General features: G+C 71.4%; 20 protein-coding genes, 2 pseudogenes and 1 riboswitch. Of the genes and pseudogenes, 10 read left to right on the forward strand and 12 right to left on the reverse strand.

Annotation, left to right across the window (positions count from 1 at the left end):
• Positions 1–115: 115 nt before the first annotated feature.
• The 3 genes from REH70_RS17795 to REH70_RS17805 all read right to left on the reverse strand — a co-directional run bounded on the left by REH70_RS17795 (position 116) and on the right by REH70_RS17805 (position 2,552).
• The gene (locus tag REH70_RS17795) at positions 116–1,486 is read right to left on the reverse strand and encodes a hypothetical protein (protein ID WP_310749365.1); all 1,371 of its coding nucleotides are present in this window, start codon (positions 1,484–1,486) and stop codon (positions 116–118) included.
• A complete protein-coding gene (locus REH70_RS17800) occupies positions 1,468–1,776 on the reverse strand; it encodes a hypothetical protein (protein WP_310749368.1) in 309 nt (102 codons plus the stop codon). Before REH70_RS17800 ends, REH70_RS17795 begins: the two co-directional genes overlap by 19 nt.
• A gap of 374 nt (positions 1,777–2,150) precedes the next feature.
• Positions 2,151–2,552 carry a hypothetical protein gene (locus REH70_RS17805; RefSeq protein WP_310749370.1) on the reverse strand — a complete coding sequence of 134 codons (402 nt, stop codon included), beginning with the start codon at positions 2,550–2,552 and terminating at the stop codon, positions 2,151–2,153.
• A 110-nt stretch (positions 2,553–2,662) separates the two neighbouring features.
• Between REH70_RS17805 and REH70_RS17810 the strand changes: the two genes are divergently transcribed.
• A complete protein-coding gene (locus tag REH70_RS17810) occupies positions 2,663–2,938 on the forward strand; it encodes a hypothetical protein (protein WP_310749372.1) in 276 nt (91 codons plus the stop codon).
• Positions 2,939–2,960: 22 nt separating this feature from the next.
• On the opposite strand, the gene REH70_RS17815 is transcribed toward REH70_RS17810, so the two are convergent.
• The 6 genes and pseudogenes from REH70_RS17815 to REH70_RS17830 all read right to left on the reverse strand — a co-directional run bounded on the left by REH70_RS17815 (position 2,961) and on the right by REH70_RS17830 (position 7,280).
• Positions 2,961–3,767 (reverse strand): isochorismatase family cysteine hydrolase, encoded by an 807-nt coding sequence (locus REH70_RS17815; RefSeq protein ID WP_310749374.1) that lies wholly within the window; start codon positions 3,765–3,767, stop codon positions 2,961–2,963.
• Between the two features lie 14 nt (positions 3,768–3,781).
• A complete protein-coding gene (locus tag REH70_RS20915; protein WP_396134772.1) occupies positions 3,782–4,390 on the reverse strand; it encodes a gamma-glutamyltransferase in 609 nt (202 codons plus the stop codon).
• Positions 4,391–4,395: 5 nt separating this feature from the next.
• Positions 4,396–4,896: pseudogene (locus REH70_RS20920) on the reverse strand (gamma-glutamyltransferase); the annotation flags it as partial.
• Positions 4,877–5,434, reverse strand: a pseudogene (locus REH70_RS20925) (gamma-glutamyltransferase); the annotation flags it as partial. The pseudogenes REH70_RS20920 and REH70_RS20925, both read right to left, overlap by 20 nt.
• On the reverse strand, positions 5,431–5,622 hold the full coding sequence (locus tag REH70_RS17825; RefSeq protein ID WP_310749379.1) for a hypothetical protein: 192 nt from the start codon (positions 5,620–5,622) through the stop codon (positions 5,431–5,433). The pseudogene REH70_RS20925 and the gene REH70_RS17825, both read right to left, overlap by 4 nt.
• Before the next feature lie 44 nt (positions 5,623–5,666).
• Positions 5,667–7,280 (reverse strand): L-lactate permease, encoded by a 1,614-nt coding sequence (locus tag REH70_RS17830; RefSeq protein WP_310749381.1) that lies wholly within the window; start codon positions 7,278–7,280, stop codon positions 5,667–5,669.
• Between the two features lie 247 nt (positions 7,281–7,527).
• Here REH70_RS17830 and REH70_RS17835 point away from each other — a divergent pair, with 247 nt between their 5' ends.
• Positions 7,528–8,361, forward strand: coding sequence for a DUF2599 domain-containing protein (locus REH70_RS17835; RefSeq protein ID WP_310749384.1), 834 nt, complete (start codon positions 7,528–7,530; stop codon positions 8,359–8,361).
• Positions 8,362–8,392: 31 nt separating this feature from the next.
• On the opposite strand, the gene REH70_RS17840 is transcribed toward REH70_RS17835, so the two are convergent.
• Positions 8,393–9,112 (reverse strand): hypothetical protein, encoded by a 720-nt coding sequence (locus tag REH70_RS17840; protein WP_310749386.1) that lies wholly within the window; start codon positions 9,110–9,112, stop codon positions 8,393–8,395.
• 553 nt (positions 9,113–9,665) lie between these two features.
• On the reverse strand, positions 9,666–10,970 hold the full coding sequence (locus tag REH70_RS17845) for an ISL3 family transposase (protein WP_310749388.1): 1,305 nt from the start codon (positions 10,968–10,970) through the stop codon (positions 9,666–9,668).
• A gap of 196 nt (positions 10,971–11,166) precedes the next feature.
• Here REH70_RS17845 and REH70_RS17850 point away from each other — a divergent pair, with 196 nt between their 5' ends.
• Together REH70_RS17850 and REH70_RS17855 are read left to right on the forward strand one after the other, a co-directional pair.
• Positions 11,167–11,721, forward strand: coding sequence for a CDP-glycerol glycerophosphotransferase family protein (locus REH70_RS17850; protein ID WP_310749390.1), 555 nt, complete (start codon positions 11,167–11,169; stop codon positions 11,719–11,721).
• Positions 11,718–12,209 (forward strand): CDP-glycerol glycerophosphotransferase family protein, encoded by a 492-nt coding sequence (locus tag REH70_RS17855; protein WP_310749392.1) that lies wholly within the window; start codon positions 11,718–11,720, stop codon positions 12,207–12,209. Before REH70_RS17850 ends, REH70_RS17855 begins: the two co-directional genes overlap by 4 nt.
• A gap of 168 nt (positions 12,210–12,377) precedes the next feature.
• Here REH70_RS17855 and REH70_RS17860 read toward each other — a convergent pair whose 3' ends face one another.
• A complete protein-coding gene (locus REH70_RS17860; RefSeq protein ID WP_310749394.1) occupies positions 12,378–13,766 on the reverse strand; it encodes a 2-C-methyl-D-erythritol 4-phosphate cytidylyltransferase in 1,389 nt (462 codons plus the stop codon).
• Between the two features lie 238 nt (positions 13,767–14,004).
• Here REH70_RS17860 and REH70_RS17865 point away from each other — a divergent pair, with 238 nt between their 5' ends.
• The 6 genes from REH70_RS17865 to REH70_RS17890 all read left to right on the forward strand — a co-directional run bounded on the left by REH70_RS17865 (position 14,005) and on the right by REH70_RS17890 (position 20,162).
• A complete protein-coding gene (locus tag REH70_RS17865; RefSeq protein ID WP_310749396.1) occupies positions 14,005–15,432 on the forward strand; it encodes a lipopolysaccharide biosynthesis protein in 1,428 nt (475 codons plus the stop codon).
• A 61-nt stretch (positions 15,433–15,493) separates the two neighbouring features.
• Complete coding sequence (locus REH70_RS17870; protein ID WP_310749398.1) at positions 15,494–16,510, forward strand: glycosyltransferase; 1,017 nt, start codon at positions 15,494–15,496, stop codon at positions 16,508–16,510.
• Positions 16,497–16,706 carry a hypothetical protein gene (locus tag REH70_RS17875; protein WP_310749400.1) on the forward strand — a complete coding sequence of 70 codons (210 nt, stop codon included), beginning with the start codon at positions 16,497–16,499 and terminating at the stop codon, positions 16,704–16,706. Before REH70_RS17870 ends, REH70_RS17875 begins: the two co-directional genes overlap by 14 nt.
• 66 nt (positions 16,707–16,772) lie before the next feature.
• Positions 16,773–17,840, forward strand: coding sequence for an ATP-dependent DNA ligase (locus tag REH70_RS17880; protein ID WP_310749402.1), 1,068 nt, complete (start codon positions 16,773–16,775; stop codon positions 17,838–17,840).
• A 17-nt stretch (positions 17,841–17,857) separates the two neighbouring features.
• Positions 17,858–18,685, forward strand: a complete 828-nt coding sequence (locus REH70_RS17885; protein WP_310749405.1) for an alpha/beta fold hydrolase — start codon at positions 17,858–17,860, stop codon at positions 18,683–18,685.
• A 107-nt stretch (positions 18,686–18,792) separates the two neighbouring features.
• Positions 18,793–18,867: riboswitch (cyclic di-GMP riboswitch) on the forward strand.
• Positions 18,868–19,115: 248 nt separating this feature from the next.
• Positions 19,116–20,162, forward strand: a complete 1,047-nt coding sequence (locus REH70_RS17890) for a hypothetical protein (RefSeq protein WP_310749407.1) — start codon at positions 19,116–19,118, stop codon at positions 20,160–20,162.
• Positions 20,163–20,471: the final 309 nt, after the last annotated feature.

Consider the following 20,471-nt stretch of genomic DNA (forward strand, 5'->3'; position numbering starts at 1 on the left):
GGTGACAGCCCGTGCGGGCGTCCATGCCGACCGGTCGGTCAGGCGCCGGTCCGGTACCCGACGACGTCCAGCTGCACGTGGACGCTGCTGTCCGCCACCGCCTCCGCGAGGTAGCTCAGGCGACCGTCCGCGGAGAGCGGCACGACCACGGTCGTCCCGACCTCGGCGTACGGGTCCGTGCCGATCGGGATCCGGATGTCGGCCGCGTTCGAGCCGTCGGGCCGGGGGTACAGGTTGAGAGCCCCTCCGGCATGGACCCGGTGGCACGCACGTGGAGCAGCACCGCGGTGGCATCGGTGGGGACACCGGCGACCCCCGCGACCTGGAGCGTCACCGCGACGCCGGGTATGACGTCGGCGCGGTCCTCGACACGGTTCGCAGCCGGGGCGGCGGGTGCGGCCACCACCGACGACGTGCCCCCGAGCCCGAAGTCCTCCACCCGCACCGCGGCGTTCGCGCCGTCGAACAGGTAGCAGATCGCCAGCGGCAGCCCGTCGTCGTCCTGGGCTGGTGGCTCCGCGATCGGCGGGTCGGGCACCGGGTCGGGAGTGGGCGTGGGGTCGGGAATGGGAGCCGGAGGAGCCGGGTCGGGCTCCAGCTCGGGCACCGGGGTGGGTGCCGGCGTCGGGGTCGGCGTCGGCGTCGGCGTCGGGATCGGCGTCGGCGTCGGCGTCGGCGTCGGCGTGGGCGTCGGCGTCGGTGTGGGCGTCGGCGGGGTCGGGGTCGGAGCGGGACCGGTGCTGGGCGGTTCCGGGGAGGGCACAACCGGCGTCGGCACCGGCTCGACGTGGGGCGGCGGAGCGTCGGCCACGTAGCCGGGCGAGACGTAGGACGGGCCGGCCGTGCCGACCGGCACGTACTCGCCGCCGGCGGGCGTGCCCACCTGGACGTCCGGCCATACCGACGGCCCGTCCTTCGCCTTGGGCCATAAGAAGCCGTCGCGCCAGTTCGGGTCGCGCGGGGCGACCCACACGTCGTCGGTGGTCACCGGCCATGACCTGCCGTCTCTCCACAGCATGTAACCGCTGGTGGAGGTTCCGTATAGATCGACTCGCCGCAGGTCGAACAGCTCGGGGTCGTCGCCGCCGGTCCATTGCTGAGTTGGGAGCAGGAACATTCCTTGGTACTGAGTGTGTCCCGTCAACCCGTCGATGAGCAATTGTCGAGGGCCAGCCCATGTCTGGAGCACGTCGGCGTGGTGGGTGGCCTGCGATCCCTGCACCGTGTCGACCCGGACGTTCTGCAACTGCACGACGGCGCCGTTCCGCTGGTCGAGGTTGATGCCCTCCTGGAGGCCCTCGCCCGAGATGCGCAATCCTTCGACGTGGGTCGTGCCGTGCTGGCCCTTGAGGAACAGGCCCCGGGCTGAGTGGCTCCCCATCCCAACAGCGCTGGACGGGATATCGATCTGACCACCGATAAGGACGACGTTGCGGCCACCGGAGATGGCCAGGCCGTAGGGGACCGTCAACGGCGTGTCGGGCATCTTGACGATGTAGTCCCTTTTACGTCGAGCTTCAAGTTTCGGTTGGACGCCGAGACCTTGACGATCGTCGGGTTCGTCAGCTCCGGCGGGGAGAAGCTGAGCGGCGTCGCTGCGGCGCCGGCCGCGGTGACGGCAGTGGTGATGGCGGCGGTGCCGGCGGTGGCCGCGGTCGCCGTGACGACCTCCCCGGACGCGGCGGGATGCCCGACCGCCGCGACGCCGCTGGTGGCGACGGTCGCCGGCACCGGGACGAGCGCGAGAGCGACGGCGGCGCAGGCCGTGACGACCATCCTGCTCCTGGTGCGGAGCGCGGAGGGACCGACGTCGGCATGTCGCCCAGCGCGTCGAGCACGAGTGAACGGCCGGACCGTCATGGCGTCTCTCCTCGTCTCGATGCGCACCAGGAGTGACCTGGGCTCACCGAACGGATCGACGTGGCGCCTGGGTGATGTAGCGCAGTCCGGGGATCGGCAGGCCCGGTCCCCTGGATGGCGCAGCGGCACCGTCCGCAATGCCCCGCGGCGTCCTGCGGGGTCCGGTTGTGCCCGGGCAGCCGCGCCGGGCCCTTGCCGTTGCGCGTCGTCGCGTGGACCACGCCGGACCCGCCGGACGCTCACCGGCGCAGCGGCCCCACGCCGGGAACGGTGGTCCGCGTGCCCGCGGATCACTCCCCGCCGGACGCCGGCTGGGTCAGCGCGAGGACGACCAGCACGGCGGAGTAGCCGGTGAGCCCGCCCATGAACGGCCACACCCGCGACCGTCCGGCACGCGGCAGCTCCTCCTGGAAGACGGTCAGCAGCACCGAGCCGGCGACGAGCGCGGTGGTGACGTGGACGACGACGGCGTCGACCGGTGCGGCCACGGCCCCGACGGCCCAGCCGGCCAGCAGCGCACCGGCGAGCAGGTAGCGGCCCCGGTGCCGGTACCGACGCGGGTAGTGCTCGGCCAGCCCGCGGTCGACGACGAGGACGTGCACCGCGATGGCGACGGTGAACACCGCGGCGCCGAGCCGGTCCGCCGCGACGCGCTCGGGGAGCGTGAGCGCGATGGCGGCGTTGTAGACCATGAACGCGATGACGTGGACGGCGTAGGCGCTGACCGCGCCCTCGCTCGGTGCCCCCGTGCCGTCCGGGTCGCGGACCTCGGCGCCGCCCCAGGCGTCCCGGGTGCGCCGCGGTGGCGGCTGAAGCGCTCGGCGAGGTAGAAGACCGTGAACCCCAGCAGGGCGACGACGAACGCGGCGATCTCGCGCAGCGGCACGTGCGGGACGACGCCGCCCAGCGACTCCCCCACCACCCCGGCACCCGCCGCGACCTCGGGCAGCAGGTGGAGGAAGACGTAGGCGACGGAGATCCCGCCGGCCGCCGAGACCACCGCCTCCTCGTGCCGGCCGACGACGGCGCGCACCCGCATCGCGAGCAGGTGCACCGCGGACAGGACGAGGACGGGTAGCAGCGCCCCGAGAGGGCTCGCCTCAGCGGACACGTTCGGGGTTCGCGAAGGCCTCGGTCGTCATGGTGAAGCCCCAGCACTGCCGGGCGTTGAATACGACGGCGTCCTTGCAGTAGGAGGGGCTGGAGGTGGCGGTCGCATCGGTCAGGAGCACCGGGTTGTAGTCCCGGAAGTACGCGTCCTCCATGGTGGTGGTGACGCACTGGTCCACGTTGACCCCGGTGAAGTACAGGGTCTGGATGCCCTGCGTGCGCATGACCTGGTCCAGGTGGGTGCCGTAGAACCCGCTCATCCGCACCTTCTCGATGTGGATGTCGTCCTCCTCCATCAGGGGCTTGAGCTCGTCGACCATCTCCGCGCCCCACTCGCCGCGGGTGAGCACCTTGCCGTGGTCGAGGTCCTGGCCGATGCCCTGCTGGCCCGGGTCCTTCTTGAAGGAGTACAGCGTCGGCGCCCCGAGGTTCCGCAGGTCGGGGCGGTTGTGCCAGTAGACCCAGATGACGTACATGTCGTGCCGGCGCGCGGCCTCGATGGCTCGCTGGACGCCGGGGATCGCCTCCCGGCAGGCCTCGTGGTCCAGCCCGGACCGCTCGGTCCAGCCGCCCGGCGCGCAGAAGTCGTTCTGCATGTCGATGACGACGAGCGCCCCCCGGTCCGGGGAGTCGACGATCGGCTTGAGCTGGGCGTCCCACCGCAGCAGGGTCCCCTCGGCGTGGTGCGGTGCGAGGTGGACGTGGTCCTCGGCGAGGTGCCAGCGGTCCGCGCTCGAGGCGAGCGTCACCGCGCCGTCGGCGGTGGTGTCGTAGATCGTGCGGAACTTCTTCGCCATGGTCGTGCCCTTCGTCAGTACCCGAGGGCGAGGCCGTCACCACGCGGGTCGGCGCCACCCTCGAGGTAGCCGCTGGTGCGGTCGATGCGGATCGCCTGGGCGTGGCCCATGTTGTCGTCCCAGTCCGCGAGGACCTTGACCGGCTGCCCGCGCCGCTCGAGCTCGCGGATGACGCCGTCGGGGACGCGGCCCTCGAGGGAGAGGTCCAGCGACTTGGTGCCCCACGTGCGGCCCATCAGCCAGCGCGGCGCCTCGATGGCCTGCTGCACGTCGTAGCCGAAGTCGACCAGGCGGGTGACCAGGGCCGCATGGGTCTGCGGCTGGCCCTCGCCGCCCATGGTCCCGTAGACGAGGTCCGGCTCCCCGTCCTCGAGCAGCATCCCCGGGATGAGGGTGTGGAAGCTGCGCTTGCCGGGCTCGAGGCGGTTGGGGTGGGCGTCGTCGAGGGAGAAGAACGAGCCGCGGTTCTGCAGCAGGATGCCGGTGTCGCCGGCCACGAAGGCGCTGCCGAAGTCGTGGTAGACGGACTGGATGAGCGAGACGGCCAGCCCGTCGGAGTCCACCGCGCACAGGTAGCAGGTGTCCCCGCCGACGTCGCCGCCGGAGGAGCCCGGTGCGGCGATCCCCGGGGGACCTCCCCCATCGTCAGGGACGTCTCGGGCGCGATGAGCCCGCGGCGCTCGGCGAGGTAGGCCGGGTCGAGGAGCCGGTCCAGCGGGATGTCGAGGCTGCCGGGGTCGGTCAGCCACGCGTCGCGATCGGCGAACGCGATCTTCACCGCCTCCGCGGCGTGGTGGAGGTAGTCCGCGGTGCCGTCGCCGAAGCCGGCGACGTCGAGGCCGTCGAGGATCCCGAGCACCTGCAGGGCGGCGAAGCCCTGGGTGTTGGGCGGCATCTCGTAGGCGTCGTAGCCGCGGTAGCGGGTGGTGATCGGGTCCACCCACTCGGCCCGGAAGGCGGCGAGGTCGTCCGCGCGCAACGGGGAGCCGGCGTCGGCCAGGGGGCGCACAGGCGCTCGGCGAGGTCGCCCTCGTAGAAGCCGGCGCGCGCACCGTGGCGCGCGATGGACTCGAAGCTCGTCGCCAGGGCCTCGTTGCGCAGCCGCTCCCCTCGCGCGGGGCGCGGCCACCGGGCAGGAAGGTGCGGGCGGCGAGGTCCTGCTGGCGCAGGTCCGGCACGTCGTCGGCGGACCACTCCGCGAGCGACCGCGAGACGGGCACCCCGGACCGCGCGAGGTGCACGGCGTCGTCGAACAGGCTCGACCACTCCAGCCGGCCGTGGCGCTCGTGCAGCTCGCGCCAGCCGTCGACGGCGCCGGGGACGGTCAGCGCGGAGCGCGCGCCCCTGCTGGGGATCGCCTCGGTGTGACCCCACTCCCGGTAGCGGTCGCGCGTGGCGAGGGCGGCCGCCGGCCCGGATGCGTTCAGCCCCTGCACGGGGCCGCCGGGGCGGTGCACGAGCGCGAAGGCGTCGCCGCCGAGCCCGGCCATGTGCGGGTAGGCGACGCACAGCACCGCGTTGGCGGCGATGAGGGCGTCGGCCGCGCTCCCGCCGCGGCGCAGCGTGTGCAGGCCGGTCGCGGAGGCCAGGTAGTGCGAGGTGGCGACCATGCCGCGCTCGGCGCGGACGGGCGGACGCCCGGTCACGGGTCCGTTCGGGTTCCTCATGAGTCCTCCTCGTCGTCGTCGCTGCCGCCCGCGAACCGCCGGACGGGCGGGACGAGGGCGGCGACCCCGAACACCACGAGCGCGGCCACGGCGAGCCACCGGGTGTCGGTGGAGGTCCCGATGCTGGCCAGCGGCAGGGCCACGAGCATGAGCACCAGGACGATGCCCTGGATGGTGAGCTGTTTCATGTCGTCTCCTTCGGGGGCTGGTGGCGGGCGAGCCGGGACCTGCGTCAGGCGAGCAGGATCGTCACGGCCCCGACGGCCACCGAGACGGCGGCGGCCCACGGCAGGGTCTTGCGCAGGACGGCGCCCTCCTGGCCGACGATCCCGGCCGTGGTCGTGCCGAGGACGACGTTCGCCGGGGCGATGGAGTTACCCACCGCACCACCGGTGCTCTGGGCGGCGATGATCGCCGACTCGGACAGTCCCTCGGTCTCCGCGACCGTCTCCTGGAGCTGGGAGAACAGCACGTTCGACGCGGTGTTGCTCGAGGTCATGAACGCGCCGATGACGCCGACGAAGTTGGCGAGGAACGCGTACACCACCGCGGGGGCGACCGCGGCGATCCCGAGCGCGAGCACCTCCACCTGGCCGGAGTAGTCGAGGATCTTCGCCAGCACGAGGAAGGACACGATCGCGATCGAGGACGGGATCGCGTCGGACGCGGTGCTGGCCAGGATCTTCTGCTCACCCGAGCGCTCGGCCCAGGTGCGGTAGAAGCCCTTGGCCCGGTACGCGATCCAGGCGACCAGCGTGGCGAACAGCAGGAAGACCCCCGGGTGGGTCAGCGGGGTGAACGGGGAGTACGGGTCACCGGGCTCGTTCTCGACGCCGTACCCGGTGGACGTGTCACCGAACGGCAGGCCCACCTCGACGGTCTCCAGCGCGGCGCTCACCGGCGGGATCGCCAGCACGGCCACGGCGGAGATGGTCAGCGCGATGTAGGGCACGAGGGACCAGGCGAAGGACATCGCGGGCTCCGGCTCGTCGTCCTCGTCCCGGTCGGAACGGTCCGCCATGGCGGGACGGTCCTCGATCTGCTCGGCGCGCTCGGAGTACCGGGACCACCGGGACAGCGGGTAGAGCGCGACGAGGGCCAGGGTCGCGGGGATGAACGTGGACAGGATCGGGGAGAAGAACATGACCCCCACCTGCCCACCACCCTGGATGAGGCTGATGATCAGGACGAACGGGATCGAGTGCTTCACCGCGGACCACCGGCCGAACAGCCACGCGATCGTGAACCCGGCGGCGATGTTCGGGATCCACAGCAGGATCGCGGCCTGGACCGCGGTGGCCTGCTCGTTCTCCAGGTCGACGACCTGCAGCGTGGCCAGCCAGCCGACGGCGAGCGTGCCGAACATGTTCGCCCACGCGTGCCCGATCAGCGGGATCACGACGGCGAGCACCGGCTTGACGCCGAGGGCGAGCAGCAGCGGGGCGACGACCGCGATCGGCGTCCCGAAGCCGGCGATCCCCTGCAGGAACGACGCGAACACCCAGCCGAACCCCAGGACGAGGAACAGCTCGTTGCGGCTGAACCGCTGGATGCCGCGCCGCAGCGCCGCGAACGCGCCGGCGGAGTCGCTCGCCCGGTACAGCAGCAGCGCGGGCCACACGACGAAGAGGATGAAGACGGCGTCCCAGACGCCGGCGCCGACAGCGGCGGCGAGCGCGTCGATCGGCGTGCGGAAGAAGATCACCGCCGTCAGCGCCCCGAGGAACACCCCGACCGGGCCTGCTTGCGGCGCCTTCCACTTGAGGACGGTGAGCAGGACCAGCAGCAGCACGATCGGGGAGAGCGCGACGAGCCAGTGCAGCACGTCTACCGGCAGATCGTTCACAGGCACTCCAAGGGTCGGTCGAGACTTGGTCATGCGCCGCTGACTAACGTAACGAGAGGTTTTGCGGTGCGCATCCGGGCCGCGGATGGTCCATCTGGGCGGGCCGCGGGCCGCCTCACCGCGGCGAGCTGGCGATGGGCGGCCGATGGGTGATGCCGCCACGGTTCGGCGAGGAGAGGATGGGACGACGGCGCCGGCGTTGCCGGTGCTGCTCCGATCCCCGACTCCCATCCCGACCGGAGGCACAGTGCGGCGCGACCCCCGCGACGGCGTCGGCCGCCGTCGTCCCCGCGGGCGCGCTGTGGGGCTGGTGCTGGCCGCCGTGCTGTGCGGCGGGTGCGGCCCCGCCGACGACGACGGCCCGGACGGCGCCTCGGCCGCGGTGCCGGACGCTGCGCCGTCCCCCGACGTGGAGCCGACGCCCGCGCCCGCCGTCGCGGACGCAGCAGCCGTCCGGACGACGGGCGTGCCCGTCGTCGCGGGTGGCACCACCGTGCTGCACGTGCTCGGGAGCGACCCCGCAACCGCCATCACCGCGGAGCCCGACGGGGACGTCACCACGCTGACGATCGACCCCGGCGCCGTCAGCGCACCGGTCGACGTCCTCCTGGCCGCGCCGGAGGGGGCGACCATCGACCCGCAGGACGACCGCTCACTCGTCGTGCGCGGGGTCGACGGCACCTTCGTGGGCGGCGCGGGACGGCCCGCGGTCGGCGCGGACGCCGCGTCGCCGCGGGTCGCGGCGGACGGCGATGATCTGTTGCGCCTTCAGGTGACGGGCCCGCTGACGTTCCGCATCGGGGCCGTGGCGGTGGTCAGCACCGACTGGGGCGAGCGCGAGGGCGGCCGTTCCATCGCGGTCGAGCCGTCCGAGTGGGCCCGCGACGCCGGCCAAGCGGGCGAGGTCGCGGTGTGGGCCGAGCTCGTGGAGCTCGATCCCGAGGTCGACACCCCGGTGATGCACGACCAGCTCGTCTGCCACGCGGTCGGTGCACCAGACAAGGCGACGTGGAACCTCGAGCCGTGGCGCCCGGACGTCGGCCTGCTGCGGATCATGCTGGCGGGGTGCAACCCGACCTGAGGCGGGGTGGCGGCGGCCGGGGCGTGCGCCGTCAGTGGAGCTGAGCCGGCCGAGGCGCGCACTCCTGGCGCAGCGCCATGGCGCGGGTCGATGGGTCGAGGTCGACCAGACGGAGCAGGACGCACACCGCGATTACGCACCCCGACATCTCAAGGAGTTCCTCGACGGCGGTCGACAGCGCGTACAGCGAGTCGTGGCCGGCGGTGAGCAGGGCACCGTTGAGCGTCTCGATCACGAGCGCACCGAGCAGGTACGCGCCCCCGGCGACCACCAGACCGAGGCGGACGTCGCGGGGCACTGCGCGGAACCACCGGACGGCCAGCAGCACGCCGACCGCGGCCAGCACCAGGCCAGGCAGGACCCACGTGTAGATCGGCAGGTCCAGGCCGACGCTCTCCACGGCCGCACTGGCAGGGCCGCCGAGCAACTCGTGGATCGAGAGAGCCTCGTCCATCGCGAGGTACGCCGTCGCGACCGCCGCCAGCCGCCATACGCCGCGGGACGGGGTCCGTCCGGCCGGCGTCAGCTCCCCGATGAGCAGCGCGACAGCACCGATGGAAAGCAGCAGCACCGTGTTCCAGAACGCCGGCACGTTCTGCTCGCCGTCCAGACCGAAGGTCTCCACGAGCCCGGCGTCCGGGCCTGTCACCCGCATGTACAACTGTGCCGCGGCGAAGGCGCCGAATACGAGCAGGGTCGGGGCACCGAGCGCGATGGCACCGTGCCGTTCGAGGGGAACCCGGTCCTGCATGCCGCCACCTTCCGTCGTGGCGTCACAATCGAGCGCCTCTCGTCGCGCAACGCTAAGGCCCGGATCGAGACGTTTTGTCCCTCACGTGTGCATTTCACCCGCCCGTCACCCGATGGGGCGTTTCACCACGGAGCCATGTCGTCAGTGATCACCCTCGGCAACCCCTGAACCGGCGCACGAGAGTGGCGGACGCCACATATCTGCTCCACGTCGCCGCGGCGCCCGCAGGGCGTCCGCCGCGTGTGGCGAAGGGCTCGCTACGCTAGGTTCTGCAGTCAACGGCGCACCTCCGGCAAGGCAGACGGTCCCGGCCCTGAGTCCCCGTACGTTTCTGAGCCAGGTTGTGACTAGCGGGTGCCCGACCGCACCGGCTCCCGAGCCCAGCCACGCGCCCACTCGTAGGTCGATCAGCATCTTCTAGGTCGATCAGCATCTTCGGAAGGACCATGCCGATGCCGTCCCCTCTACTGCGTCGACTCCTCGACCGGATCGGCTTCTGGCGCTTTCGGGAACGGGCGCTCGCGACCGTGACGTGGATCGCTATGCGGGCTCATCACGATCCAGGGTGTAGTCGGGACCTGAAGCCGCCGGTCTCGAGCAGGCTCCTGGCGATGTAGTTGGTGAGGTTGCGGAAGCCGAGGGCGGAGCCGCGGTGTTCGAGCCGGCCGTTGATCGCCTCCGTCGGTCCGTTGCTGGTACCGGGCCGGTCGAAGTACGCCAGGACGTCGCCGGCCCGCTTGGTCAGGGTCCTGCCGAGGGTGACGAGCTCGGTCAGAGCGGCCGGGACGCCGCGGCTGAGGGACGCGATCAGCGCTGTCATGAGCTGGCGTCCACGAGCCCGGTCCGGATCGCGGTAGGCGGCGATCATCCGCTGGTAGACGCTCCAGGTCACCTCAACCTGCACGTGCTCGTCGACGCCGAACAGCGCGGTCAACCGCTGCCGCTGCCGGTCGGTGAGCAGGTCAGCGCCGGTGTGCAGGGTCCGCCGCGCGCGGTAGAGCGGGTCGGTCTTGCGGCCGCGGTGGCCGTGCAGATCCTGCTGGACGCGTCGACGGCAGCGGTCGAGCGCGTCGCCCGCAAGGCGTACGACGTGGAAGGGGTCCATGACCGCCACGGCGTCGGGCAGCTCCTCGGTGGCGGCGGTCTTGAAGCCGGTGAAGCCGTCCATCGCGACGACCTCGATCCCGTCCCGCCAGCCCGTGGGGCGAGCGGTCAGCCACTGCTTGAACGCCTGCTTGGATCGGCCTTCGACCATGTCGAGCAGCCGGGCCGGGCCGGTACCGGCGCGGATCGCGGTCAGGTCGATGATGACGGTCACGCACTTGTCGCCGCGGCGGGTATGTCGCCACACGTGCTCATCGACGCCAACGACCTGCACCCCGTCGAAGCGGCGGGGATCGTCGATCAAGACCCGCTGTCCCTCGGCGAGGACCGCGTCGTTGGCGGTGTTCCACGACACCGCCAGAGCCTCGGCGATCCGTGCGACGGTCAGGTGTCCGACCACCAGTCCTTCCAGGGCCCAGCGCAGCGCCCGCCGGGACAGCTTCGCCCGAGCCGCGGCCGCGCGGCTGGTGTCCTGCCGCCACACGTGCCCGCACCCGGTACACCGGTACCGGCGCACCGTGACCAGCAGCATCGTGGGTCGCCAACCCAGCGGCTCGTGCGCCAACCGCCGGACCACCGTGTCCCGGGCGGTGCCCTCGCAGCCGCAGCGCCGACACCACTGGTCCGGGTCGACGACCCGGCACGACAGCACCGCACGATCCGGTTCGAGGCGTTGCCCGGTGACTTCCAGGCCAAGCTCGTCCAGCCGGCAGAACGTGGTCAGGTCCGGGGCAGCGAAGGTAGCGTCGGGCACGTCGAGGTCTTCCGGATGAGCGGCGTAGGAACCTTCATCCTCGGGAGACCTCGACCCCTACCCGGACACCGACGCGCTGGCCCCGCTACACCGTCATCTGCGAAGAGCCGCTATGCGAACTCTCCCGGCACGGAAGATCGCACTGGTGCACGGATTTTCGGATTCCGAGGGAAACGCTATCGAGGTCGTTCACGGGTTGCTCCGTCACTACCCCGGGACCATCGTCTGGCTGCACAACGGCCACGAACCGACGTCCTGGTTGGCGCCGCCACCGGGTGTCCCGGCCGGAAAGGTGACGTACGCCCGCGCGAAGACCCTGGCCGCCTTCCGTGCCGCCTGGCGCGCCGAGGTCACCTTCTTTACGCACGGGATGATGACCGCCGTCACTCCGCCCCGGTCGCGGCTCGTAGTGAACCTGTGGCACGGCGAGGGCCCTAAGCCCTCGCCCGTCCTCCCGCAGTCGAAGGCGACGGTCGTGGTCGCCGCCACCGACCTGTGGGGGCGGGAGAAGGCACGCATGTTCGGGCTCCGGATGCGTGACGTCGCGGTGGTCGGCAACCCTCGGTTGGACTCCGCTGGGCGCCGACACCCGGACGAGACGCGCCGCCTGTTGGGCGTCGCCGCCGACGCGCGCGTGGTCCTGTGGCTGCCGACGTACCGCAGCGGCTCGGACGGCATGCACGCGACGTGGGCCGACGGCGCCCCCTCAGCACGGCTCTCGCTGATCGCATCAACGTACCGGACGGCGTGACGCTGCTGGTCAAGCCCCATCCCATGGACGACGACGACTACTCGGGCCTCGGCGCGACCGTCGTGCGGAATCAGGACCTGGCAGCGGCACGCGTGAGCCTCGAGCAGCTCCTGGCGGCGTCCGACGTGATGATGAGCGACGCATCGAGCGCATGGGTCGACTACCTGACGTTCGACCGCCCGGTCGGCTTTTTCCTCCCGGACCTGGAGGTCTACGGCGAGCGCCGCGGCTTCAACGTCCCCAACCTGTTCGCGGTGCTCCCGGGCCCGGTGCTGCGTGACGTGTCGGCCGTGAACGACTTCCTCGTCGACGCCCGCGACGGCGTCCTGCGGTCGCCGAGCACGTACCCGGACGTGCTGGCCGGCATCGGCTACGCTGCTCGGCTCCCCGTGACCGATCACTTGTTCGAGTGGCTCAACGACTACCAGGTCGAGCGGAGCAGGCCTCCGCTCTTCACCGCTGGAGGCGTCACCCGGTCCCCACGCTGACGCGCGTCGCTGGTCGACGGAGCCGGACGAGCCGTCGGCCGGCGGTGCGGCTCACCGCTGCTAGGCCAAGTTCTCTGCGATTTGACGGGCGACGAACAGGCCCATCGGGGTCGTGATCTTGATGTTGTTCTCGTGTCCCCGGACGATCTTGACCGCGTGCCTCGGGTACTACGCGACCAGGTCGGCGTCGTCGCTCACCCGGGCGTAATTATCGGCGAGAGCCCCTTCATACGCCTTCTCGAGGAGCTTACGATGGAAGACCTGCGGCGTCTGGCCGAGCCAGGTCCGCGCACGGTCGAGAGAGCCTTCGATATACTCGTCGTCCGTCACCAGCTTGACCTGCACGACGCTCGGGAGGCCGAGCATCGCGGCCTTGAACTGCATGCTAGCCAGCAGGGCGTCGTCAATCATGTTCGGCGTGACGAACGGACGCACGCCGTCGTGCACGAGGATCAGATCCCCCGTCGTGGCCTCGAGCCCCCGCTGCGCAGAGAGGAATCGCTCCTCGGCGCCCAGCACGAGAGTAACCGGGAGGCGCGCGTCGTCGATGAGGATGCGCCGGTAGGCCTCCTCGTTCTCCGCGCTCACCGTCACGATCACCTCGTCGATGGGGCGCACCAGGAAGCAGCGGACCGTCCGCTCCAGGACGGTCGTGTCGCCGATGGTGGCGAGCAGCTTGTTGCTTCCGAAACGCACCCCGCGCCCCGCGCAGGTGATGATGGCCGACACCCGGGTGTTCTGCAGCATATTCTCGTCCGTCCGCCTCGTCTCTAGGCCGATCGCGTGACGGAGTCGACGAATCGCCGCACCGCCGCGAGCTCTTGTTCCTCGGTGAGGAGGTACGGGCCGTCCGCCCCGAAGAGGGCGGCGTGGGTGGTCCGCATGTCCCGGCTGTACATGCGGACGAACGGCGACTCCGGCTCTGGGGGACCTGTCCCCGGATGTCGATCCCGAACACCTCCCGGGCGAGACGCTCGTGCGTGATCGGGGGATTGCCATGTTGAGGGACGCGATGCCCGCGTCGAGAGCCACGGTGATGTCCGCCCACAGCCGCGAGAGGTCGTAATACTGGAAGACGCCGTCCGGCCGGATGTGCTCGACGCGATGGCGGTTCGCCAGGTCGAACACGAGCCCCTTCTTCATGCCTGCCCCGTACAGCTGAGGCAGCCGCACGATAAGCGTGTCGAAGCGCTCACTCACGAGCTGCTCGAGCCGGAGGCGGTTGCGGCCGTACGGCGTCAGCTCGTCGGGAGGAAGCTCTGCGTCCTCGTCTGGGGACGTCCCGCCCGCGTAAACGCACACGGTGGAGATCAGGACCACCCTGCGGGCACGCACGGTCCCCAGCGTCCGGGCGATGTGCTCCAGCTCCGCCATGTCGGCGTCCGGTTGCTTATTGATCCGGTATGAGTCGGCGCGGCCGGCCGCGCTCACGACGACGTCGTACTCCCGGCCGGTGATGTCACCAAGGTTGGTCGAGTTGTACAGACCGTCGAACTCGTGACGCAGCCGGAGGTTCGTCCCGACGAAGCCGGTGTGACCGATCAGCGCGCTCGTCATGCCGCTCACCTCCCCTTTCGTCGGAGGTCCGAGGGTAGCGTCACCCGTCGGACGTCCCGTCCCGTGCTCGCTGACAACCGGATGTCGGCTGCGCTCGCGCAGCGGACGATCGCCGTCCGGCGGCCCTGTTTCTCCACCGCGGTGCGGGCAACTACCCTCGATGGGCGCGCCCGGCGTGCGCACCCCGGTGTCGCCGCAGGTCGCAGCCGCCGGAGCCTGACCAAGGTGAGGAGACCCGGTGACGCCCGAGGCGGACGACGACAGCCCGGCACAGCCAAGTTCACTCCGGCAGCAGGCGGTAAGCGGCGTCGTCTGGACCACGCTCGAGAAGTGGTCGGTGCGCCTGAGCACGCTCGTGGGCTTCATCATCCTCGGCAACCTGCTCACGCCACTGCAGTTCGGCGTCGTGGCGCTCGCTACGACTTTCATCAGCTTCCTCACCACGGTCGCAGACGGCGGCTTTGCGTCGTACCTGCTGCAGAAGCAGCGGCTGACCCCCGCGGTCACGAACACGGCGTTCTACCTGACGTCGGCGCTCGCGCTCATGCTCGCGCTCGTCGTCGCGGCCCTCGCCGGCCCCGCCAGCGGCTGGCTCGATACTCCTCAGCTCCGCGAGGTGCTGCCAGCGCTCGCCGTGGCCCTTTTGATCGCTGGCGTCTCCACCGTGCCTGCAGTCCTTCTAGCTCGCGATCTACGATTCAAAGAGTTGGCTCTGCGGCAGATCCTCGCAGCCCTCCTGTCCGTTGCCGCCGCCATCGGGCTGGCGCTGGCAGGTGCGGGGGTGTGGGCGCTGGTCGGCCAGACACTCGTCCGTGGGGTGGTGTCGTTCGCGGCTCTGTGGTGGGCCAGCGACTTCAGGCCACGTTTGACGTTCGACCGGAGTGAGATCCGTCCGATGGTCGCGTACGGCAGCAAGTCGCTGCTCGTGCTGCTTGCGCCCCAAGCTCGCACGCAGGGCGAGGTGTTCATCATCGGAGCGCTCGTCAACGCGGTCGCCGTCGGCTACTGGACGGTCGCCGGCCGGCTGGTGAACGTCGTCGTCGATGTGATCTCGTCCGTCGTTGGCTCCGTGGCGCACCCAGTGTTTGCGCGGCTGCAGGAGGCGCCCGAGCGGCTCGGCCGAGCACTCGCGACCGCGCGCGCCCTCAGCGCGCTCGTGCTCGTGCCGTCGCTCGTGGCACTCGCCCTGGTGAGCGAGGACGTGGTGCCGGCGGTGTTCGGTGACCAGTGGGCGCCGACCACGACCGTCGCCTCCGTGCTCGCCCTGTCTGCTCTCCTGCAGGCGGTCACGGACTTCGACCGGTCCGTCCTCCTCGCGACCGGGCACCCGGGTGCCGAGCTGAAGGTCGTCCTCATCTTCGTCGTGGTACACCTCGGTGTCGTGTTCGTCTTCCATAGTGACCTGGAGGTCCTGGCCGCAGCCATCGGCGCCACTGTGGCGCTGAGCGTCCCGGTGCGCATGCTCGTCGTGCGTCACCTACTGGGCGTCCCCTCCGCGCAGCCACTGGGACGGCCTGCGTGTTCCTCGCCGGCGGTGTGGCCGCCGGAGCCGTCGTCGGCGCCCAGGCGCTGCTCGAGCTCGACGGCGTGGCGTACGTCGCACTCGCGCTCGGGCTCGGTGGTGTCGTCTACACGCTCACGGCCCTGGTCGTGGCACGCTCCGTAGTGCTCGAGGCCGTCCGCATGGGGCGCGACATCCTGGCGCGGCGTACCCGCGTGGTCGCCTCGTGAGCACTGCAGACGGCGTGCGCCCCGTACGAGCCGAGGACGCGACGCAGAGCGTCAGGGTCCTGGCCGTCGACCGCCGCCTCTACGAGGACGGGGCGACCCGGGTCTTTGTCCGGCTGGTCGCCCGGTGGCAGCAGACGTCGGCACGCGTGGTGCTTTACCTCCTCCAGCGGCCGGCCGGTGCAGGTGTGACCCCGCCCGTCGGCGTGCGGCCGGTCTACCCGACGGCGACGCGTGAGCTGCGCCTGCGGTGGGCGCTGGTCTTGGGCTTCGTCCGCATGCTGGGGCACGCGCGACGGGCCGACGTGGTCATCGCGGGACGGGAAATCGGCTTCGGCCTGCTGCTCGCGCGGATCGCCACCCGGATAGTGCGGCGACCGTTCGTCGTGCTCGTCCAGTCCGACCCCGGTGCCGCCATGGAGCAGTACGAGAGCCGACGGCTGCACGGGTTGCTGCGGTGGTCAATTACGTCCGCCGACCAGGTCGTCTGCGTCTCGCCGGGCCTTGTCCCGTCGGTCGAGTACCTCGGGGTCCGCGCGGACCGGGTCTCGGTGGCGCTGAACGGGATCGACGTTGACGCCGTGACCACGGCCGCCCGCGCCGGCGTCCCGGCACTCGCTGCGGGCGAGGGTCCCCTGGTCGTCGCCGTGGGTCGCCTCACGCAGCAGAAGGGCTTCGACGTCCTCGTCGAGGCCCATGCCCGGGTGCTCGCCGCCGGCCTTCCGCACCGCCTCGTTATCCTGGGTGAAGGAGAGGAGCGTGCTGCACTAGAAGCCCTCGCGGCCGACCTCGGCGTGGCCGGCAGCGTGCACCTGCCCGGGTTCGTCGACAACCCGGTCGCCGTGATGGCGGCAGCCGACCTGTATTGCCTCCCGAGCCGGTGGGAGGGGTCACCCTCACGCTGGCCGAGGCCATGGTGGTCGGGGCGCCCACCATCGCGGCCGACTGCGTGTCCGGTCCGCGGCACCTTCTGGACGGGGGCGGTACGGGGACCTCGTGCCGGTGGACGACGTTGACGCGCTGGCGGACGCTGTCGCGGCGCACCTGCGGGCCCCAGGACGGCTGCGGGCCGCGATGCTCGAGGGTCAGGTGTGGGCTCGCGCCCATCTCGACGACAGCCGCACCGCGCAGGAGACGATGGGCGTCCTGACACAGGTGGCGCACGACCGTGGAGGGCGCGCGGCGCGGCTACGGTCCGGTCGACGCGGCTGAGCCGCCGCCCTATCCCCACCCGGGACAGGGTGGCTGCTGCACGCCCTGACGATCACACTGGGCGCCATGGACCTGCCAGTGATGCCCCCCGTCGCGCCGATGCTCGCCAAGTCGGTCGGGGCCATCCCGCCCGGCCAGGTCTACGAGCCCAAGTGGGACGGGTTCCGCGCCATCGTCTTCCGGGACGGCGACGAGGTGGAGATCGGCAGCCGCAACACCAAGCCGATCACGCGCTACTTCCCCGAGGTCGTCGACGCCGCGCTGGCGCAGCTGCCGGAGCGGTGCGTCGTCGACGGCGAGGTGGTCGTGGCCAACACCGCGGCGACCGGCCTGGACTTCGAGGCGCTGCTGCAGCGGATACACCCGGCGAAGTCCCGGGTGCAGCTCCTCGCCCTGGAGACGCCGGCCGTCCTCGTCGTGTTCGACCTGCTCGCGCTGGGCGACGAGGACCTCACGGCCCGCCCGTACACCGAGCGGCGCGCGCTCCTCGAGCAGCACGTCCCCGGCGGGGGACCCGGTGTCTACCTCACGCCCGCCACCGACGACCTCGAGGTCGCCCAGCGGTGGTTCGAGGTGTTCGAGGGTGCGGGCCTGGACGGCGTGGTCGCCAAGCGGGGGGACCTCACCTACCAGCCCGACAAGCGCGTGATGACGAAGATCAAGCACGAGCGCACGGTGGACTGCGTGGTCGCCGGCTACCGGACCCACAAGTCCGCCGACGACGCCGTCGGCTCGCTGCTCCTCGGCCTGTACGACGACGACGGCACGCTCGCCTCGGTCGGCGTCACCAGCGCCTTCACCATGGCTCGCCGCGCCGAGCTGTTCGCCGAGCTGCAGCCCTGGGTGACCGACGCGGCCGACCACCCGTGGACCGCGGCCGCGCAGGCGAGCGGCACCCGCACCCCGCGCGAGGCCGAGACCAGCCGGTGGAACAGCGGCAAGGACCTGAGCTTCACGCCGCTGCGTCCCGAACGCGTGGTCGAGGTCAAGTACGACCACATGGAGGGCGCTCGCTTCCGCCACACCGCCCAGTTCGTGCGGTGGCGCCCGGACCGCGACCCGGAGAGCTGCACCTACGCCCAGCTCGACGTGCCGGTGCGGTTCGACCTCGCGGACGTGCTCTCCGGCGGCTGACGGCCCACGATGGCGTCGTGGACACCTTCCGCCGCTCCGGTCTGACCTTCGACGTCCGCGACTCGGGCCCCGCCGACGGGCCCGTCGTCGTCTGCCTGCACGGCTTCCCCCAGGACGCCGGCGCCTACGACGCGCTGACGCCCCTGCTCACCGCCGAGGGCCTGCGGGTGCTCGCCCCGGACCAGCGGGGCTACTCTCCCGGCGCCCGGCCCGCGGGGCGCTCGCCGTACACGCTGCGCGAGACGGTCGACGACGTCGTCGCGCTGCTGGACGCCGCCGGGGTCGAGCGGGCGCACGTCGTCGGGCACGACTGGGGAGGCGCGGTCGCGTGGGCCTTCGCCGGCCGCCGCGCGGACCGGACGGCGTCGCTCACGGCGCTGTCGACCCCGCACCCGGCCGCCGCGGTCCACAGCCTGACGCGCAGCACCCAGGCGCTCCGCTCCTGGTACATGGCCGGCTTCCAGCTCCCGCGGCTGCCGGAGCGCCTCCTGCTCGCCGACGACGGTGCCCGGCTACGGCGTGCGCTCGTGACGTCCGGGCTCGAGGAGTCGCGAGCCGACCACTACACGCGTCGCATGCTCGAGCCGGGCGCCCTCACCGCCGCCCTGGCCTGGTACCGGGCCATCCCGCTGGGCCGCGGGTTCTCCGCGGGCGTCATCCGGGTCCCCACGACGCTCGTGCACGGACGGCGGGACCCGTTCTTCTCCCCCACCGCCGTCCGGGCGACCGGTCGCTACGTGCGGGGCCCGTTCCGCTCCGTCGGCGTCGACATCGGCCACTGGGTGCCCGAGCAGGTGCCCGAGCGGGTGGCCGAGGTGGTGCTGAGCGCCGTCCGGCGCGGGTAGCGGCCGGCCGACGAATAGGGCAGTCCGGTCGTCCGCGCAAGCAGCCCGGCCGACGGATCACCCGTTCGCCACTCAAGTTCACCCGATGCAGGCCGATGGGCTCTGTGTCCACGAAGGGGCAGACCCGTCGCGAGGCGGGGACGCAAAGCCATGGGACCCGCGGGGTCAGCCGGGCCACCGAACGACACTGGAGAACACTGTGCACCGAACTCACCATGCCCCCAGGGCGTCGAACCTCCGCACGCCGCTCGCGCGTCGCGTTGCTGCTGCCGTCGCCACGCTCGCCGTCACCGGCTCATTCATTGGAGGAGCAACGGCCGCGCAGGCCGCGCCGGCGGGGTCGCCGGTCGGCAATCTCGACCGGGTCACTCCGGTCACCGGTGGGCTCGAGGTCTTCGGCTGGGCCGCTGACCGCAACACGACCAAGCCGGTGACCGTCAAGGTCGCCGTCGCCGGCAGCACCCGCACCCTGACCACCGACGTCGCCCGCGCGGATGTCCCCCGCGCCTACCCCGATCTCGGCCCGCGCACCGGCTACAAGACGGTGGTGCCGCTACCCAAGGGCAGCCACGAGGTTTGCGTCACCGTGGTCAACGTCGGCCCTGGGGCGGACCGCACCTTCGCCTGCCGCACCGCCACCGTCACGTCCGGCACCGCGACCCCGGCACCCAAGCCGGCCCCGGCCCCCACCCCCACACCGGCCGTGTCGAGCTCGTCACGCACGCTGACGTGGGCCCCGCCGAAGCTCACCAACCCGACAACGATCACCGTCTCGAACACCAACCGCGACCTGATCCTCAAGGCCGGCCAGGACTACATCGTCAAGATGCCCAGCACCCCGCTCGAAGCCAAGGGCGGTCTGATCATCGGCGGCGGCCGCAACGTCGTCCTGATCGGCGGCGAGATCAAGATCAGCAAGAACAGCACCCACGGCAACGACGTCCGCGGCCTGTACCTCAAGGGGCAGTCCGGCACGATCCACGTCGAAGGCCTCAAGATCACCGGTGCCGCGCTGGCCGAAGGCATCAACCTCGACCAGCGCAACGGCGCCACCGTCCAGCTCCAGAACATCCGCGTCGACACCGTCCACGGCTCCGGCAGCGGCTTCCACGCCGACGTACTCCAGACCTGGGCCGGCCCCAAGGTCCTGCGCGTCGACGGCCTGACCGGCTACACCACATACCAGGGCTTCTTCCTCACCCCCCAGCAGTACGGGCCGCTGCCCGACCTGATGGACTTGCGGAACGTCAACCTTGTCGGCCAGGCCGGAAGCAAGTACCTCGCCTGGCGTGACGGCGGTGCCTGGCCGTTGAAGCTGCAGAACGTCTGGGCATCGACTTCCCAGATCAGCGTTCCGCGTACGCAATTCCTGCGCGGCGATTGGGCCAACGCTCAGTCGGGAGTGCCGACGAGTGGCGACATCGTGCCGTCCAGCATGGCTGGCACGCGCTACGCATCGCCGGGGTACACCGGCTGATCTTCGGCCAGGTGTCGCATAGGGCCCGCCGGCTGGGTGCGGTCACGAGGGAGGAGGCGGCGGTGCACTACTGCCCCTTCTCCCTCCGGCTCATCGTTCTCCCGTACCGTCGACCTCGAGCACAAATCACCCGCGGCTTACCCATTCAGCCCTTGCGCGAGTTCACTAGGTGAGGTATGTCACTTCGCTTGCTGGGCCGCAGGCTGTGCCCCTACGGTGTCACGAGTCCACAGGACACGCGGACCTGCACGACAGGGACGTGACGCCACGGGCCGTGCGTTCGCAGCAGGCCACCGAACGACACGGAGA

The sequence above is a fragment of the Cellulomonas sp. ATA003 genome (assembly GCF_031582905.1).
GTDB lineage: Bacteria > Actinomycetota > Actinomycetes > Actinomycetales > Cellulomonadaceae > Pengzhenrongella.

Bases quoted from the DNA above. Each gene is read 5' to 3' on its own strand.
- REH70_RS17795 (WP_310749365.1), bottom strand. From the start codon at position 1,486: ATGCCCGACACGCCGTTGACGGTCCCCTACGGCCTGGCCATCTCCGGT.
- REH70_RS17800 (WP_310749368.1), bottom strand. From the start codon at position 1,776: ATGGTCGTCACGGCCTGCGCCGCCGTCGCTCTCGCGCTCGTCCCGGTG.
- REH70_RS17805 (WP_310749370.1), bottom strand. From the start codon at position 2,552: ATGGTCTACAACGCCGCCATCGCGCTCACGCTCCCCGAGCGCGTCGCG.
- REH70_RS17815 (WP_310749374.1), bottom strand. From the start codon at position 3,767: ATGGCGAAGAAGTTCCGCACGATCTACGACACCACCGCCGACGGCGCG.
- REH70_RS17825 (WP_310749379.1), bottom strand. From the start codon at position 5,622: ATGAAACAGCTCACCATCCAGGGCATCGTCCTGGTGCTCATGCTCGTG.
- REH70_RS17840 (WP_310749386.1), bottom strand. From the start codon at position 9,112: ATGCAGGACCGGGTTCCCCTCGAACGGCACGGTGCCATCGCGCTCGGT.
- REH70_RS17860 (WP_310749394.1), bottom strand. From the start codon at position 13,766: ATGACGAGCGCGCTGATCGGTCACACCGGCTTCGTCGGGACGAACCTC.
- REH70_RS17880 (WP_310749402.1), top strand. From the start codon at position 16,773: ATGGACCTGCCAGTGATGCCCCCCGTCGCGCCGATGCTCGCCAAGTCG.